Consider the following 15,620-nt stretch of genomic DNA (forward strand, 5'->3'; position numbering starts at 1 on the left):
GTAGATAGTCAAGGCTGGCCGAAGGCCACCGCCGAAAGGCGGGGCGCAGCCGCCTTGACTACCGAGCACGATGCCGCATCCTCTGCGTTCGATCGATCCCTTGACACGCAAGACGGTAGATCTGCGCTCCGCTTCGCTGCGCTTGTCCGGGACGACAGCCTACACTTCGACTCCCACCATCACGTCAATCGCGCCCTTCACGATCGCCTCCAGCTCCTTGCGCGGCACGCGGGCGCGCGAGCGGATGGCAATGGTGTGGATGGTGGCTGATGCGATCTGCGCCAGCGCGAACGGATCGGCGCTCTCCGGCAGCTCGCCTTTCTCCTTGGCGCGGCGGAAGCAACTGGCAAAAGCCTTGTCGAGGCCGGTAAGGCCGTCCAGCACCATGGCGCGAATCTCGGGATCGCCAACGGCCTCGGACGCCGCGGTCACGACCGTGAAGCAACCGCGCGGTCCGGTGTCGCCGGACAGATAGATGTCCAACGCGGATGCGTAGATGCGCTCCAGCCGCTGGCGCAGCGGCATCTCCTGGCGAAAGATCTCGACCATGGAAGCGCCGGCCTCCTCGCGATAGCGCTGGTAGCTCTTGATGTAGAGCTCGCGCTTGTCGCCGAAGGCGCCGTAGAGGCTGGGGCGGTTCATGCCGGTTGCTGCGCTGAGATCGTCGAGCGAGGTGGCCGCGAAGCCTTGCTTGCGGAACAGATCGAGCGCCTTGCCGAGCGCGATATCGGGCTCGTAGGCGCGCGGACGGCCACGGCGCTTAGGTTCGCCGCGGCGCTCGGGTTCGCCGCGGCGCTCGGGCTGATTGGCAGCAGCTGGCGGCTTCGATTTTTGTACCATCTCGCAAAATAATCCTTGACCGTACTCATATTATGCAAGATGGTACAAAAATCAATCTGGCCAGGTTGAGCGACACCCAAAAAGGAATTGCCCAAGGAGGCTACAGATGGATCTCTATTTCTCGCCGCTCGCCTGCTCGATGGCGACACGCGTCGCGCTGTATGAAGCCGGCGCCGAGGCGAATTATCTCGAAGTCGATCCGCCGACCAAGAGGGTTTTGAACGACGGCTCCGACTTCCGCGCCGTCAATCCGATCGGCCTGGTGCCGACGCTGCGCACCGACGAGGGCGTGGTGCTGACCGAGAACGCCGCCATCCTGCAATATGTCGCGGACCGTTTTCCGCAATCCGGCCTCGGCGCCACGGCAGGTATCGAGCGCACCCGGCTGCATCAATGGCTCTGCTTCATCGGCACCGAGCTGCACAAGGGCCTCTTCATCCCCGTGCTCGACCGCAAGGCGCCGCAGGAGACGAAGGCCTATGCGCTGGAGAAGAACCTGTCGCGGCTCGACTATCTCGACGACTACCTGAAGGGTCGCGAGTTCCTGCTCGACCATTTCAGCGTGGCCGACGCCTATCTCGTCACGGTCATCAACTGGACCATGGCGACACCGCCGATCGAGCTTGCGAAATGGCCGAACGTAAAGGCCTATTATGAGCGCCTGCGTCAGCGGCCTTCGATTGCCAAGGCGATCGCGGAGGAGTTCGAGCTGTACAAGGCCGAGCTCGCGCGGAAGAAGGCGGCGGCGTAAGGCCAACGCGATCTCCGTAGTTCGCACGGCAGCGACACCGTCCCGGCTCAGCTGGGACAGCGTCGTTCCGTCGTGAAGCTCGATTATCTCGGCGCCTGCAGCACGATCCCATAGCGGCCGTAGATCCGGTCGATCGTGCCGTCGCCTCGCAGCCGCTCCACTGCTCCATCGATGGCTTCGCGCAACGCATCGTCCGGACGGATCATGCCGACTGCGACGTTCCAGTTGAGATCGGCCGTGCTCTCATCACGATCCAGGATCCGGAGCGCCTTGTCCGGATGCGTCAGATTGAAATAGCTCGCCGCGGTAGGCGTGACAGCGGCGGCATCGATCTCGCGGTTTGACAGCGCCTCGAGGCTGTCGCTCTCGAAGCCGAAGGTCGACGTCGGCACGTGCCGTTGACCGATGATCATCGCTGCGACCGATCCGACCTGCACCCCCACCTTGGTGCGCTCATTGAGGTCGTGGAACGAGGCCAGCGTGCTGGATAACGGCACGGCAAGTGCGACACCTGTGCGATAGTACGGCTTTGAGATCCTCAGGCGGGTCTCGCCTTGCGCCTCGCGGTCGGCGATCACATCGAGCAGAATGTCACAGCCGGCGCTCCGCATCTGATATTGCGTGATGATCCAGTCCAGCCGCAGCGACACGCCGAGCTCGCGTGCCAGTGCCTGTCCCAATTCAACCTGAAATCCGGGAGGATCGCCGGCCTTGCTCGCGAAGGGGAGCGAGTTGGGATGGGCGCATAACCCGAGCGCGCCTGACGAACGGATCGCGTCCAGCGTTCGCGCCTGCGCCGGACCGAACAGTCCGATGACGGCGCCGACTACAAGCGGGAGAACTGTCTTCATTCCGCATTTCTCGTCTCGATGGGCCGGCCTTGGCGACTTAACCTTCGCGCGGCTTCAAGGCGCGGATGTATTTGACGATCAGGTCGATCTGCGCGTCGGTGAAAGCCCCACCGAATGCCGGCATCGCACCAGACTTGCCGCTCTTGATGCGGTTATGCAGAAAGTCATCGTCGCGTGGCGAATTCATCAGCTGCGGCCCCTTGCCCGCGGCCCGGCCGCCGTCGGAGTGACAAAATCCGCAGGTCCCCGCGAACAACTGCTCGACGTCGAATGTCCCGTTCTCGGGTGCAGGGGTGGCGGACTGCGCTTGAACCGGTGCAGCATGGAGCGATGCGGCGCCCAGCACGGCCGATAGCAGCGCGGCGAAGGTCTTCAGATGCAATTTCAAGGTAACAGCTCCACGTCCTGAAGCGTGCCTGCAATTTCAATGCACGGGGAGCAAGCTTGCGCCTGCTCCCCGGCAATCTGCGATGATCTATTTCAGGCTGAAGACGACCAGCGCGCCGTCGTCACGCGGCATGCTCTTGTAGATGCCGCCGAAGTTCGGCGCGTATTCGTCTGCCAGCATCCCGCCAAAGCCTGCGGCCACGGCGATGTACTGCTTGCCGTTGACGGAATAGCTGACGATGCCGCCCTGATGGCCCGTGCCGTTGTTGTGATTCCACAGCTCGGTCCCGGTTTCGGCATCGTAGGCATGGAGGATGCCGCGGGAATCGGGCACGAACACCAGATTGCCCGCGGTCGACAGCACACTGCCAAGCGGCGGCTCGGGATAGCGAACCTCCCACTTCTTGGCCCCGGTGATGGGATCGCGCGCGTCGAGATGTCCATAAATCTCGCCGCCCGGAGGGGGAGCCATCTTGAAGTCAGCGCCGATATTGAGCTGGACCTGGGGTGTGGTGACCGGCGTCGTCTTCTGGATGTCGAGCGTCATGCACCATTCCTGGCCAATCTTGTAGTACAGGCCCGTCTTTGGGTTGTATGATCCGGCGTTCCAGCTGATGCCGCCGCCGATGAATGGGCAGAGCGGCGGTTCGGTGACCTTTCCCGCAGTGAAGTCGCGGCGACCGATCAAGGCGCCCGTCTTGGGATCGATATCCTTGACGAAGTTGATGTTCTCGACGAGCCGCCAGACATTCTTCACGGCAAGATTGCGGTCGTAGACGAAGACGAAACCGCCCTTGTTCGGATGGACCACGAACTTCTGGCCGTCGCGCTCCAGCATCACAAACTCGCCGACGGCGCTGTCGAAGTCCCAAGCGTCGTGCGGCAGTTCCTGATGATAGAATTTCAGCTTTCCTGTATCGATGTCGAGACCGATCACGGAGCTCGTATAGAGATTGTCGCCGGGACGCGCACCTTGCGTCTTGTAATCGGCGCCCGACCAATCGTAGAGCGGCGCCGGATTTGCGGTGCCCCACAGGATGGTGTTGGTCTCGGAGTCGTAAGTGCCCGGCATCCAGCCGCCGCCCCCGCCTGTGCGCCAGGAATCGCTTCCCCACGTCTTCATGGCCTCGTCGGTGCCTGCAACTGTCAGGAACTCCCACTTCTTTTTCCCAGTGGTAGCATCCACGGCGAAGATCGGGCCGCGGCCCGGCCATTCACCGCCTTGCGCGCCGATGATCACCGTACCCTTGGCGTAAAGCGGCGCACCGGTGAAACCAACCGTGAGCTTCTGCGAGTCGATCAGCCTGGTTTCCCAGAGGACCTTCCCCGACTTCATGTCCAGGCCAATAAGCCTGCCATCCATGGTGCCGACAAAGACCTTGCCCTCGCCGAGCGCCACACCGCGATTGTAGGGAGAATGGGTCTGCCGGGCGATCAGCGTCTCGTCCAACTCCGGAAAATGGGTCCAGACCACCTCGCCGGTCGTGCCGTTGAGCGCGAAGACCCGGCTGTACGAGCCCGTGTAGTAGAGCATGCCATCAGCCACGAGCGGCATTGATTGCAGGCCACGGGTAGAGCGGCCGGGAATATGGATCCAGGCAACGCTCAGATTTCGGACGTTGCTCGCGTTGATCTGCGCGAGAGGGCTGTAGTGATAGGATTTGTATGAACCGTGATAGGTCAGCCAATCGTTCTGGCCGGCATTCTCGATCCGCGCAGTATCCACGGTTTGGGCCAACGCTGACGACACGATCAGTGTTGCGCCGGCAACAAGAGGTAGACCAGAATTACACCAACGCTTCTTCATCCGTTCCTCCCGCTCTTATTGATTTGTTGAACTTGCGTCTTGCCAAGTCGCCGCGAGGGATGTCAGCAGCTCGCTATGTGTCGGTTCCTCCCCATCGCGTATGAGCTGCCAACAGTTCTCACTCCCTCTCGGCGGACGTCGCCAAAAGAGCTACATTCTTTGGATCGATTGCTGCAGCGCTCCTGCTCGCTCTCATAGAGTACGCCGGATGAAAGGGAGCGCAAAGATGGAATGCGTGGCCGGCGCGAATTTGACGCGCGAGTCGGATGGAAACGTCAGCTGCGCTTACCGTTTATCTCTCAAGATGTCGCTGCCGGCGCTGGCGGCCGCGCAAGCAGACGAGACATCCTCCACGCAAGTCATTATCCGTACAGCACCCGCGGCAGGATCGTGACGATTCCGGGCCAGAGCGTCAGCAGCAGCACGAAGCCGATCATGATCATGAGATACGGCATCGTGACACGCGCGATGTAGCCGAGGCCGTCCTCGGTCAAGCCCTGGATCACGAACAGGTTGAAGCCGACCGGCGGCGTGATCTGCGCCATTTCGACGGCGAGCACGAGGAAGACGCCGAACCAGACCTCATCGAAGCCGGCGCCCTTCACGATCGGCAGCACGATCGGCAGCGTCATCACGATCATCGAGAAGCCGTCGAGGAAGCAGCCGAGCACGAGATAGAAGACGATCAGCGCCACGATCAGCATGAACGGCGACAGGCCGAGGCCCTTGACGAAGGCGGCCACCGCCTGCGGGATGCCGAGGAAGGCCGCGGCATTGCCGAGGATCGAGGCCCCTAACACGATCAGCGCGATCATCGAGCAGGTGACGACCGAGCCGATCAGCACGTCGTGCATTACCTTCTGCGACATCGAGCCCTGCGCCCAGGCCACCAGCCCCGCGCCGAGCACGCCGACGGCGGCGGCCTCCGACGGCGTTGCGAGCCCGCCATACATCGAGCCGAGCACGCAGGCGATCAGGAACAGTGCCGGCGCGAGGTCCTTCAGCGCGGCGAAGCGCTCGCCCCACGGCACTTGCGAAAGCTTGGCTTCCGTCTCCGGCACCATCGCGGGCTTGAGGCTCGTATGCAGCATCACCCAGGCCATGAAGGTCGCGGCCAGCAGGAATCCTGGCAGCACGCCGGCCGTGAATAGTTTCAGGATCGAGACATCACCGAGCACGCCGTAGATGATCATGATGTTGGACGGCGGAATCAGGAAGCCGAGCGTGCCGGCGCCGGCGAGCGAGCCGATCGCGATGTCGCGGGAATAGCCGCGGCGCAGCAGTTCGTTCAGCGACATGCGGCCGATCACCTGCGTGGTCGCGGCCGACGAGCCGGAGATCGCCGCGAAGATGGTGCAGCCGATCACGTTGACATGCAGCAGGCGGCCGGGCAGCAGACCAGCCCACGGTGCCAATCCCTGAAACAGCGATCGCGACAGGCGGGTGCGAAACAGAAGCTCGCCCATCAGGATGAACAGCGGCAGCGCCAGCAGCTCCTGCGTGGTCAGGATGTTCCAGGCATATTGCGGCAGCAGCTTGTCGAGCGGGATCGAGCGGAACATCGCGAGCAGCAGCGTCGCGGTGAGCGCAAGCGTAAGGCCGATCCAGACGCCGCAGGCCAGCAGCGCAAACAAGATCGAGAACAGTGCAACGACTTCGATGGTCATGCGATCTTGGATCCGGGAGCGGGCGATGCGGTCATTCGACGGGCGAGGCCTTCATGCGATGATCCTCCAGCGGCAGGCCAAGCGCGGCCTGGATCGCGCGCGCCAGGAACTGGAGCGTCAGCAGCAGCATGCCGAAGGTGACGACGGCTTCCGGAAACCACAGCGGCGTGTCGCTGGAGGTCGAGACCTGGCCGCGCACGAACGCGCTCCAGGCGAATTTCGCCATGGCCGAGGTCAGGAACGCCATGAAGGCGAAGCCGGCCGCCGCCGAGAGGATCTCGAGCGCGCGCTGCACCGGCGCTGGTGCATTCTTCAGCAGCAGCACCACGCGGATATGGCCGCCGACGCGCAAGGTCATGGCTGCGCCGAAGGTGAAGGACGCCGCCATCAGATAAGACGAGTATTCCCACGCGATCGAGATGGTCGGCGGGAAGAACGGCAGGAAGTTCGAGAGGAAGCGGGTTGCGACCTCGCACAGCATCAGCAAGGTCAGTGTGAGCAGACAACCGCCACCGATCCAACCGTCGAGCCGGCCGAGGCGATCGATGCCATCGAGGACGATGCGCAGCGGCGCGGGCGCCGCTGCATTGAGGCTTTGCGGTGCTTCGGGCGAAATGCTCACCACGGCTCCAGCCCTCAGCCGCGCTTCATTTCGGCGAGATAGGCCCGCACCGGCTTGTCGGCAGCCGGCACGCGCTTGAGGAAGGCATCTAACTGCGGCGCGGTCTTGGCCCGGATGTCCGTCATCATGGCTTCCGAGACCGGCACCACCTCCATGCCGCCTTCCTTGAGGCGGGTGAGGCTGTCGACATCGGCCTTGAGCGAGTTCGCCCAGAAGCCCGGCTCCATCTTTGCCGCGATATCGGAGACGAGCTTCTGCTGGTCGGCGCTCAGCGCCTTCCAGGAATCGAGATTGACTGTGAGCATCTGCGACGACCAGACATGGTTGGTCGGGTAGACGTATTTCAGGAATTCCCAGAACTTGCCGTCGACGCCCGACACCGACGAGGTGGAGACGCCGGCCACCGCGCCAGAGGCGAGTGCGGGAATCGTCTCGCCCCAGGGAATCATCACCGCCGCCATGCCGATCGCATTCAGCATGTCGACCGCGTTCTTGTCGGGCACGCGGATCTTGATGTTCTTCAGGCCCTCGACGTCGGAAACCTTCGCCTTGAGATGCAAATATTGCGTCGGCCACGGCACGATATAGAGGATCTTCTGGTTGTTGCGCGCGGCGATCTTCTCGTATTCGGGCCGCACATATTTATGCAGCACCTTGAGCTCGTCCACCGAGCCGCAGAGGAAGGGAATGCTCTCGAGGCCCATGAAGGGCTCGTCGCCGACCTGCTGGATGTTGAGGACATCGGCGAGCGGCACCAGACCGTCGCGCACGGCGCGTAAGTGCTCGGGCCCCTTGAAGCCGAGCTGGCCGCCGGCCTTCACGGTGATGGCGACCGTGCCACCGCTCTGCTTCTTCACCTCTTCCGCGAAGGCCATCGCGTTCTGGGTGTGGAAATTGCCGTCGGGCCAGACCGTCGACATGTCCCAGCTTGTCGTCGCCGCCCGTGCACGGGTGGAGATGTGGCCGGCGGCGAGCAGCGTCGCTGCCCCCGCGGTGAAATTCCTTCGCGTGATCATTGCTCCCCTCCGTTCGCTATGCCCGACGCCGGATGGCGTCACCGCGCATACCCATAAACTGAAGCCGCATTGTCGGCAGACACGAGGCCGCTTTCGATGTCGCCCTTGACGGCCGCCCGATCGCGCTCGGTTGGCGCACCGATGCCGGCACCGCCGGGCGTCAGCACCACCAGGCGATCATCCGGAGGCACCTGCTGAAAGCCCTTTCCACGCAACTTCTTCCCGGATTTGAGGCCGACATAGCCGGCCTCGCCGTTCCGGCCGCCATCGCGGCCGCGCGGCGGATGATCGATGCGGTCGAACGCAGCCAGGATATCGAACGGCGCATCGACGCCGCTGCCGACCTCGATGATCTGGCCGAGGCCGCCGCGGGTGCGCCCTGCCCCGCCGGAATCCGGGCGCAGCTCCTTGCGCCAGAAGATCAAGGGCGTCTGCGTCTCCGCGATCTCGCCCGGCGTGCCGCGCACGCCGCTGGGGTAGGCGGTCGCCGACAGCCCGTCCTTGCCGAAGCGCGCGCCGGTGCCGCCATTGGAGGTCACCGCCATGGAGAACCCGTAATTGCCGCCGACGCCGCTTCGTGTCTGTCCGCGCACATTGAGATTCCACAGGCACGAGGTGCCCTCCGCCGGCACGCGCTCGGGAATGATCTGGCGCAGGCAGCCGAACACGACGTCCGGCAGCATCTGGCCGATGACGTGGCGCGAGGCGACCGGCGCGGGCTTCGGCGCATTGAGGATCGCGCCCGCCGGCGCCGACACCGTCAGCGGCGACAGCGAGCCGGCATTGTTCGGGATCTGCGAGGCGACGACGCAGCCGAGGCCGAACACGGTGTAGGCGGTGGTGTAGGACAGAGGCACGTTGATGCCGAACTTCGAGGCCGCGGATGTGCCGTCGAAATCGACGTGGATGCCCGTATCCGAGATCGTCAGCGTCGCGGCCAGCGTGACCGGGGCATCATAGCCGTCGACCACCATGGTGTTGCGCCAGCTGCCCTTCGGCAGCTTTGCGATCTCGGCCAGCACGGCCTCGCGCGAGCGATCGCAGATGTAGTCGCCGAGCTCGTCGAGCGTATCGATGCCGAACTCGGTCATCATCTCGACCAGGCGCTCGCAGCCGACGTCGTTGCAGCCGGCGAGCGAATAGGTGTCGCCCTCGGTGTCGATCGGCAGCCGCGTGTTGGTGCGGATCATCGCCATCAGCGTCTCGTTGACGACGCCCTGGTCGATCAGCTTCAGCATGGGGATGTAGAGCCCTTCCATGAACACGTCGGTGGCGTCGGGCCCGAAGCCGATGCCGCCGATGTCCATGAGATGGCTCGTGCAGGAGAACAGCGCGACGACCTTGCCGTCCTTGAAGCAGGGCGTGGTGACGACGAAGTCGTTGAGGTGGCCGGTGCCCATCCAGGGGTCGTTGGTGATGTAGGCATCGCCCTGCTTCATCGTCTCGATCGGAAAATGATCGATGAAGTGCTTGACCGATTCCGCCATCGAGTTGACGTGACCGGGCGTGCCGGTCACCGCCTGCGCCAGCATGCGCCCCTTGAGGTCGAACACGCCTGCGGAGAGGTCGCCGCATTCGCGCACGATCGGGCTGAAGGCGGTGCGGAGCAGCACCTGCGCCTGCTCCTCGACCACGGCGATCAGCCGGTGCCACATGATCTGGAGGTCGATCAGGCTCGCGCCATTTGCCTTGCTCATGATCAGGCCGCCTTTCGTTCCATGACGATGCTGCCGGCACCGTCGATATGCGCGTCAAAACTGGTCGAAACAAAAGTAGACGTCTCGTCTTCCGCGATCACGGCGGGGCCCGCGATGGTCGCACCCGGCGCCATGTCCTCGCGGCGATAGAGCGGAATCTCAATCACCTCACCGGCCCGCCCGTCGAAGAATTTGCGGCTGCCGGACGCCTTGGCCGCAGGCTTGCGCGCGACGGAAGCAACGGCGGGCGGATTGCGCGCCTCGGTGGTGGCGAGGACCGACCAGCTCAACACCTCGATCGCCGCGCCTGGGATCGGCCGCTCGAACATCGCGGAATAGTCAGTCTCGAATTTCTGGCGCAGGCCGGCAAGATCGGCTGAGGTCAGCGGCTGGTTCGGCAGCTCGACGGTGATCTCGTGGCCCTGGCCGACATAGCGCATGAAGGCCGCGCGGCGCTCGCGCACCGGCGCGCCGGCTGCACCGGGCTCGACCAGCGCCCGCGCCTCGGCCGCCATCTCCTGCAAGAGGTCCGAGACGGCCTTGGTGTCGAAATCGTCGAGCCGCACATGGCGGCTGCGCACCAGCTCATAGGCGATGGGAGCCGCCAAGAACCCGACGGCCGAGCCGACACCGGCATTGGACGGTACGATCACGCGGGAGACGCCGATCTTCTCGGCGACGCGGGCCGCATGCAGCGGCGCGGCACCGCCGAACGCGATCAACGTGTGCTGGCCGACCACGGCACCGCGCTCGACCGCATGCACGCGCGCCGCGCTCGCCATATTTTCGCAGACCACCTCGTGCACGGCATAGGCCGCGGTTTCCGCCGACAGCCCCAGCGCCTCACCGACATCGCGCAGCAGCGCCTGTTTCGAAAGCTCCGGATCGAGCTTGATGGTGCCGCCCGCGAACGCGTCAGGATCGATCATGCCGAGCGCAACGTCCGCGTCGGTCACGGCCGGGCGCTGGCCGCCGCGGCCGTAGCAGGCGGGCCCCGGCTCCGACGAGGCGCTCTCCGGGCCGACGGTGACGCGCTTCATCGCGTCGACATGGGCGATCGAGCCGCCGCCGGCGCCGATCTCGACCATCTCGATCACGGGAATGCGCACCGGCAGGCCGGAGCCCTTGAGGAAGCGCGCGGCGCGGTCGACCTCGAACACGCGTGAGGTTTCCGGCTGGTATTTCTCGATCAGGCAGATCTTTGCGGTGGTGCCGCCCATGTCGAAGGACAGCACCTTGCTCTCGCCGAGGCGCGCCGCGATCTGCGCCGCGAAGATCGCGCCCCCGGCGGGGCCGGATTCGACGAGGCGCACGGGAAAGCGCCGCGCCGTCTCGATCGAGGTCACGCCGCCGCCTGACGTGACGAGGTAGATCGCGCCGCGAAACTGCTCGACATGCAAGGCATCGGCCATGCGGGCGAGATAGCCGTCGATCAGCGGTTGCACATAGGCATTGGCGACCGCGGTGGAGGTGCGCTCATATTCGCGGATCTCCGGACACACCGCCGAGGACACGGTCACGGATATGCCGGGCAATTCCTCACTGATGATCGCCGCAGCGCGGCGCTCGTGCTCGGGATTGGCGTAGGAGTGCAGGAAAGCGATCGCCACGCTCTCGACACCAAGCTCACGCAATTTCGGCGCGAGCGCGCGCACCGAGGCTTCGTTCAGCGGGAGGCGAACGGCGCCATGGGCGTCGATGCGCTCGGGCACGGTGAAGCGCAGGGAACGCGGCGCCAGCGGCTTCGGCTTGTCGATGCCGAGATCATATTGATCGTAGCGGCTCTCGGTGCCGATATCGAGCACGTCGCGGAAGCCATCCGTCGCGATCAGCGCGGTTTTTGCACCGCGGCGCTCGATGATGGCGTTGGTGGCGAGGGTGGTGCCATGAATGAAGACGTCGATGTCGCTGATATGCGCGCGCGCGTCGGTGAGAATGAGCCGCATGCCGTCAAGCACCGCCTGCTCGGGCCGCTGCGGCGTCGTCAGCACCTTGCGCGTCTTGCGATCCTGCCCCACGTCCAGCACGATGTCGGTGAACGTGCCACCGATATCGACGGCAAGCCGCACCTCGGCTCCCTCAAGCATTCCAAATTCTCCGGCTGATCGTCAAAACTCAGGGTGAAAACTGAGCAATTTTCATACCAGCGAGTGCGTCGGTCGAGAAGGCGGTTTTGCGTGGCACCTATGCAGCATTGCCAACGTGGCTGGGTCAAGCTCCCGTGCAAGTCAGGGCCGGTTGTTCGACCGGCCCTGACCACACTCTTTCTGGAAAGACGGCATTGCTCATGAAGGGCTGGGCAGTGCGCGCATGAATTCAACGAGAGCGGCACTGACTTCGCCTGGTCGCTCCTGCTGGGTCCAATGGCCGCACCCCGGAAGCATCTGGACCTTTCGCAGGCCGGGAACGATTGTCTTCAGATTTGCGAGCAACTGATCCGTGCCGGGAAAAGACAGCAGGAAGTCGCGATCGCCCGCCATGTAGAGCGCGGGTATTGTGACCTGAAGCCCAGTCAAGGCGCCCGTGATTTCCCAGTTGCGATCGAGATTGCGGTAATAATTCAGCGCGCCGCGAAAGCCGGTGCGCTTGAATTCCTCGCCATAATGGTCGATGTCGCGTTCGCTGATCCACGACGGCAAGGTTGGCGGCGCGCCGGGTCCTTGCAGGAATCCGCCGCCTTTCGGGACGATCGCGAGGTTCGGCGTCGTCCCGCCGGCCGCGCGCGCCGCGGCCACGCCGTCGCCGGACGCGCCAAACAGCATGTTGCGAAGGGTCGCACGCGGATCGCGTCCGAGCTCCGCCTCCGCAGGACCCGGCTCCTGGAAATAGAGCTGATAGAACTGCGCAGCCTCGGTGTGTGGCATGAGACTAGTCGGTGGCGCCTTGGCGCGCGGCCGGAACGGGACGCTGAGCGCGGCGATGGCCCTGAAGCGATCAGGCCGCGTGAGAGCCGCCTGCCAGGCAACGCTGGCGCCCCAATCATGCCCGACAATGACGGCGGTCGGCGCGCCCAATGCGTCGAGAATGCCGACCATGTCTCCGACGAGGTGCAGGATCGTGTATTGGTCGATCGCCTGCGGCGCATCGCTCTTGCCATAGCCGCGCATGTCGGGAGCGACGACACGGAAGCCGGCGGCAGCAAGGTCGTCGATCTGATGCCGCCAGGAGTACCACGTCTCGGGGAAGCCGTGGACCAGTAGCACCAGCGGCCCTTCGCCCTGCTCGGCGATGTTGATGTGGATTCCATTCGCTTCGATAATTCGTTGCGTTGTCTTGGTCATGTTTTCGTCCCGTTCCGAATTTGCCGCAGAGGCATTTGATGACGCTGTGCCTGGCACCACTTGCAATGCGAGCGGAGCCAGGGCCGCAGCCAAGAACTGGCGTCTGTCCATGAGCATCCCTCCCGCCTAGGCCGTCGCCTTCGCGGCGGGCGCCGGCGCAAGCAGCTCGGATTTTCGCTCGCGAACGAATTGTTCGAATGTCTTGGGCTCAGCACCGCCGATCTTTTCGATGGTATCGGTAACGGCGAAGCGTGCGGTCTCGGCCGAGAGCCGGGCGGCCCGCAGAGACTTCCAGAGCGAGGAGAGGTGCTCGACCGCGTGCGCGTTCCAGCCGCGCGCCAGAACCTCGCTGCGCCACTCCTCGTCGCTGATTTCTTCGTAGTGGATGTCCCTGTCGAAGACGCGCGCGAACGCCCTGACGATGTCACCGACCGAATTGACGCTTCCGATGATGGGATACGCGGATCCCGCGGCTTGCTCCGAACCGGCGAGCAGACCGACAGCGACCCGCGCGACGTCCTCAGCCGAGATCAACGGCAGAATGGTGCCTTCATCGCCGAGCGGCAAGCGGATCGCGCCGCGCTCCGGCAGGTTCGCGCCGACGAGACGCGCCACGTTCTCGTAGAAGACGGTGGCGCGCAGATGCAGCGGCCCGACGCCCGCCCATTCGAACAGCTGTTCGGACAAATAGTTCTGCCGCATCCGCGGTGTCGGCGCATCGATGGACGACTGGTACATCACGAGGTTGACGAGCCGCGCAATGCCATGCCGCCGCGCCGCGAATGCCATCGCCGCGGTTGCTTCCGCCAATCCGTCCTGGACCGGATAGGCGAAATAGATCGACGAGACGCCCCTCGTCGCCTGTTCGACGGAGCGGACGTCAAGAAAGTCGCCGACGAAAATCTCCGCACCGAGTGACTTCAGCCGATCGGACCGACTGTCGATTTGACGCACGAAAGCTCGAACTTGGTGACCTTGCTGGAGCAGCATCTCGGACACATGCCGGCCGGTCTGACCTTGAGTGCCCCCTGCCGCGGAGGTCACGAGGGTAATCTTTGTCATCGTCTCGTCCTTTCCCGTTTCGCCTGGTTCTGGTACGATGCGGTACCACGCCAGCAGCGATATGGTACCGACTGGTACCAAGTCAAGGGGAAGCAGAGGAAGATTGCGTCGATGAGTCCGAAGATCGAGCCGCGCGAAGACGACGCCGAAGGGCCTGAGGTCCGGAAGCGGATCCTGAGCGCAGCGCTTTCCGCGTTCATGGAAGGTGGTTACGCGCAGACCAGCACCCTGGAGATCGCAACGCGCGCACGCGTTTCAAAACGCGAACTCTATTCGTTGTTCGGCAACAAGGAGGCGATGCTGGTCGCATGCATCACCGAGCGCGCCGAGCGGATCAAGGCACCGACGGACCTGCCCGCGATCCGAGACAGGGAGATGCTGGCCAAAGTGCTCACTGCATTTGGGACGAAGCTTCTGACGGAAACGACCGATCCGGTCGTCGTCGCCGTATTCCGGCTGGCGATATCCGAAGCCGTCCATGCGCCAAAGGTCGCGCATGCGCTGGATAGCATCGCCCGCAAGCCCATCCGCGATTCGCTGCGAACGATCATGACGAACGCCAGATCAACAGGCCTCGTTGCCGGTGAGCCCGAAGCGACGACCGAGACGTTCCTTGGACTGTTGTGGGGAGACCTGATGACGGGTCTGTTGCTGCAGGCGGCCAATCGCCCGAGCACCGGCGAGATCGCGCGGCGAGCAGGCGAGGCGTCAACGGCGTTCCTGCGGCTCTATCCGAAGCCCGGCTAGCCGCCGCCCTCTCTCAGAGCAGGAATGCAAGCGCCGCTTCGCAGCGCTCCTCGACCTTCAGCGTCAGGAGATCGTCGGCGCGGGTGCGGCCGAGATTGACCGCCGCAATCGGAATGTTGCGCTGCGCGGCCGCCCGCACGAAGCGGAAGCCGGAATAGACCATCAGCGAGGAGCCGACGATCAGCATCGCATCAGCCCGCGCCAGATGGTCCTGCGCGGTGGCGACGACATCGCGGGGGACGTTCTCGCCGAAAAACACGACGTCGGGCTTGAGGATACCGCCGCAGGCCTCGCAGGCCGGCACCTTGAACGACGAGAAATCCGCGTGCTCGAGATCGGCGTCGCCGTCCGGCGCATCCGCGGCATCGAGCGTCAGCCACGCCGCGTTCATGCGTCCCAACGTATCCTGAAATTCGTCACGCGGAGTCTTGCCGCCGCAGCCCATGCAACGGACGAGATCGAGCCGGCCATGCAGGTCGATCACCTGCCGGTGGCCGGCGGACTGATGCAGCCGGTCGACGTTCTGGGTCAGCAGCATCCCGCAACGCCCGTCGGCCTCGAGACGTGCCAGCGCATGATGCGCATCGTTCGGGCGCGCCTGGCCGAACCGCCGCCAGCCGATCAGGCTGCGCGCCCAATAGCGCCGGCGCGTCTGCGCTTCCGACATGAAGGCCTGGAAGTTGACCGGCTGGGTCCGCTTCCAGTTGCCGTGGCTGTCGCGATAGTCGGGAATGCCTGAATTGGTGCTGCAGCCGGCGCCGGTCAGCACGAACAGACGTTCGTGCCGGCCGACGAAATCTTCGAGCGGTGGTTTTGCCGGCGGAGGATTTGTCATGGCGCAGATGTAGTCCGCGCGGGCGGGTTTTGCCAGATCACGACAGTCGCGGCGGAT

The 15,620-nt window shown here is 64.3% G+C and carries 14 protein-coding genes; 2 read left to right on the forward strand and 12 right to left on the reverse strand.

The features are described 5' to 3' along the window. Positions 1–159: 159 nt before the first annotated feature. Positions 160–840: a TetR/AcrR family transcriptional regulator gene (locus CVM73_RS27180; RefSeq protein WP_100234877.1), complete on the reverse strand. Its 681-nt coding sequence runs from the start codon at positions 838–840 to the stop codon at positions 160–162. Between the two features lie 106 nt (positions 841–946). On the opposite strand from CVM73_RS27180, the gene CVM73_RS27185 reads away from it, so the two are divergent. Further along, positions 947–1,591, forward strand: a complete 645-nt coding sequence (locus tag CVM73_RS27185; RefSeq protein WP_100234878.1) for a glutathione binding-like protein — start codon at positions 947–949, stop codon at positions 1,589–1,591. Between the two features lie 83 nt (positions 1,592–1,674). Here the strand turns inward: CVM73_RS27185 and CVM73_RS27190 are convergent, their stop codons facing one another. From CVM73_RS27190 to CVM73_RS27235, 10 genes are all read right to left on the reverse strand, one after another. Next, positions 1,675–2,442: a substrate-binding periplasmic protein gene (locus CVM73_RS27190; RefSeq protein ID WP_100234879.1), complete on the reverse strand. Its 768-nt coding sequence runs from the start codon at positions 2,440–2,442 to the stop codon at positions 1,675–1,677. Between the two features lie 37 nt (positions 2,443–2,479). Further along, positions 2,480–2,824, reverse strand: coding sequence for a c-type cytochrome (locus CVM73_RS27195; RefSeq protein ID WP_245452443.1), 345 nt, complete (start codon positions 2,822–2,824; stop codon positions 2,480–2,482). A 93-nt stretch (positions 2,825–2,917) separates the two neighbouring features. Then, positions 2,918–4,636 (reverse strand): pyrroloquinoline quinone-dependent dehydrogenase, encoded by a 1,719-nt coding sequence (locus CVM73_RS27200; RefSeq protein ID WP_100234881.1) that lies wholly within the window; start codon positions 4,634–4,636, stop codon positions 2,918–2,920. Between the two features lie 362 nt (positions 4,637–4,998). Further along, on the reverse strand, positions 4,999–6,303 hold the full coding sequence (locus CVM73_RS27205; RefSeq protein ID WP_100234882.1) for a TRAP transporter large permease: 1,305 nt from the start codon (positions 6,301–6,303) through the stop codon (positions 4,999–5,001). Positions 6,304–6,334: 31 nt separating this feature from the next. Next, entirely contained in the window at positions 6,335–6,928 is a 594-nt protein-coding gene (locus CVM73_RS27210; protein WP_100234883.1) for a TRAP transporter small permease subunit, read from the reverse strand. An 11-nt stretch (positions 6,929–6,939) separates the two neighbouring features. Continuing rightward, entirely contained in the window at positions 6,940–7,941 is a 1,002-nt protein-coding gene (locus CVM73_RS27215; RefSeq protein WP_100234884.1) for a TRAP transporter substrate-binding protein, read from the reverse strand. Between the two features lie 38 nt (positions 7,942–7,979). After that, positions 7,980–9,638, reverse strand: coding sequence for a hydantoinase B/oxoprolinase family protein (locus CVM73_RS27220; RefSeq protein WP_100234885.1), 1,659 nt, complete (start codon positions 9,636–9,638; stop codon positions 7,980–7,982). 2 nt (positions 9,639–9,640) lie between these two features. Further along, positions 9,641–11,725: a hydantoinase/oxoprolinase family protein gene (locus tag CVM73_RS27225; RefSeq protein ID WP_100234886.1), complete on the reverse strand. Its 2,085-nt coding sequence runs from the start codon at positions 11,723–11,725 to the stop codon at positions 9,641–9,643. A gap of 198 nt (positions 11,726–11,923) precedes the next feature. Beyond that, positions 11,924–12,919: an alpha/beta fold hydrolase gene (locus CVM73_RS27230; protein WP_100234887.1), complete on the reverse strand. Its 996-nt coding sequence runs from the start codon at positions 12,917–12,919 to the stop codon at positions 11,924–11,926. A gap of 126 nt (positions 12,920–13,045) precedes the next feature. Next, the gene (locus CVM73_RS27235; RefSeq protein WP_100234888.1) at positions 13,046–13,981 is read right to left on the reverse strand and encodes an NmrA family NAD(P)-binding protein; all 936 of its coding nucleotides are present in this window, start codon (positions 13,979–13,981) and stop codon (positions 13,046–13,048) included. Between CVM73_RS27235 and CVM73_RS27240 the strand changes: the two genes are divergently transcribed. Further along, positions 13,889–14,728, forward strand: a complete 840-nt coding sequence (locus tag CVM73_RS27240; RefSeq protein ID WP_245452445.1) for a TetR/AcrR family transcriptional regulator — start codon at positions 13,889–13,891, stop codon at positions 14,726–14,728. The two genes, CVM73_RS27235 and CVM73_RS27240, sit on opposite strands and share 93 nt — an antisense overlap. A 13-nt stretch (positions 14,729–14,741) precedes the next feature. Here CVM73_RS27240 and CVM73_RS27245 read toward each other — a convergent pair whose 3' ends face one another. Next, positions 14,742–15,563 carry an NAD-dependent protein deacetylase gene (locus CVM73_RS27245; RefSeq protein WP_100234890.1) on the reverse strand — a complete coding sequence of 274 codons (822 nt, stop codon included), beginning with the start codon at positions 15,561–15,563 and terminating at the stop codon, positions 14,742–14,744. Between the last annotated feature and the right edge of the window lie 57 nt (positions 15,564–15,620).

Source organism: Bradyrhizobium forestalis (assembly GCF_002795245.1).
Classification (GTDB): Bacteria; Pseudomonadota; Alphaproteobacteria; order Rhizobiales; family Xanthobacteraceae; genus Bradyrhizobium; species Bradyrhizobium forestalis.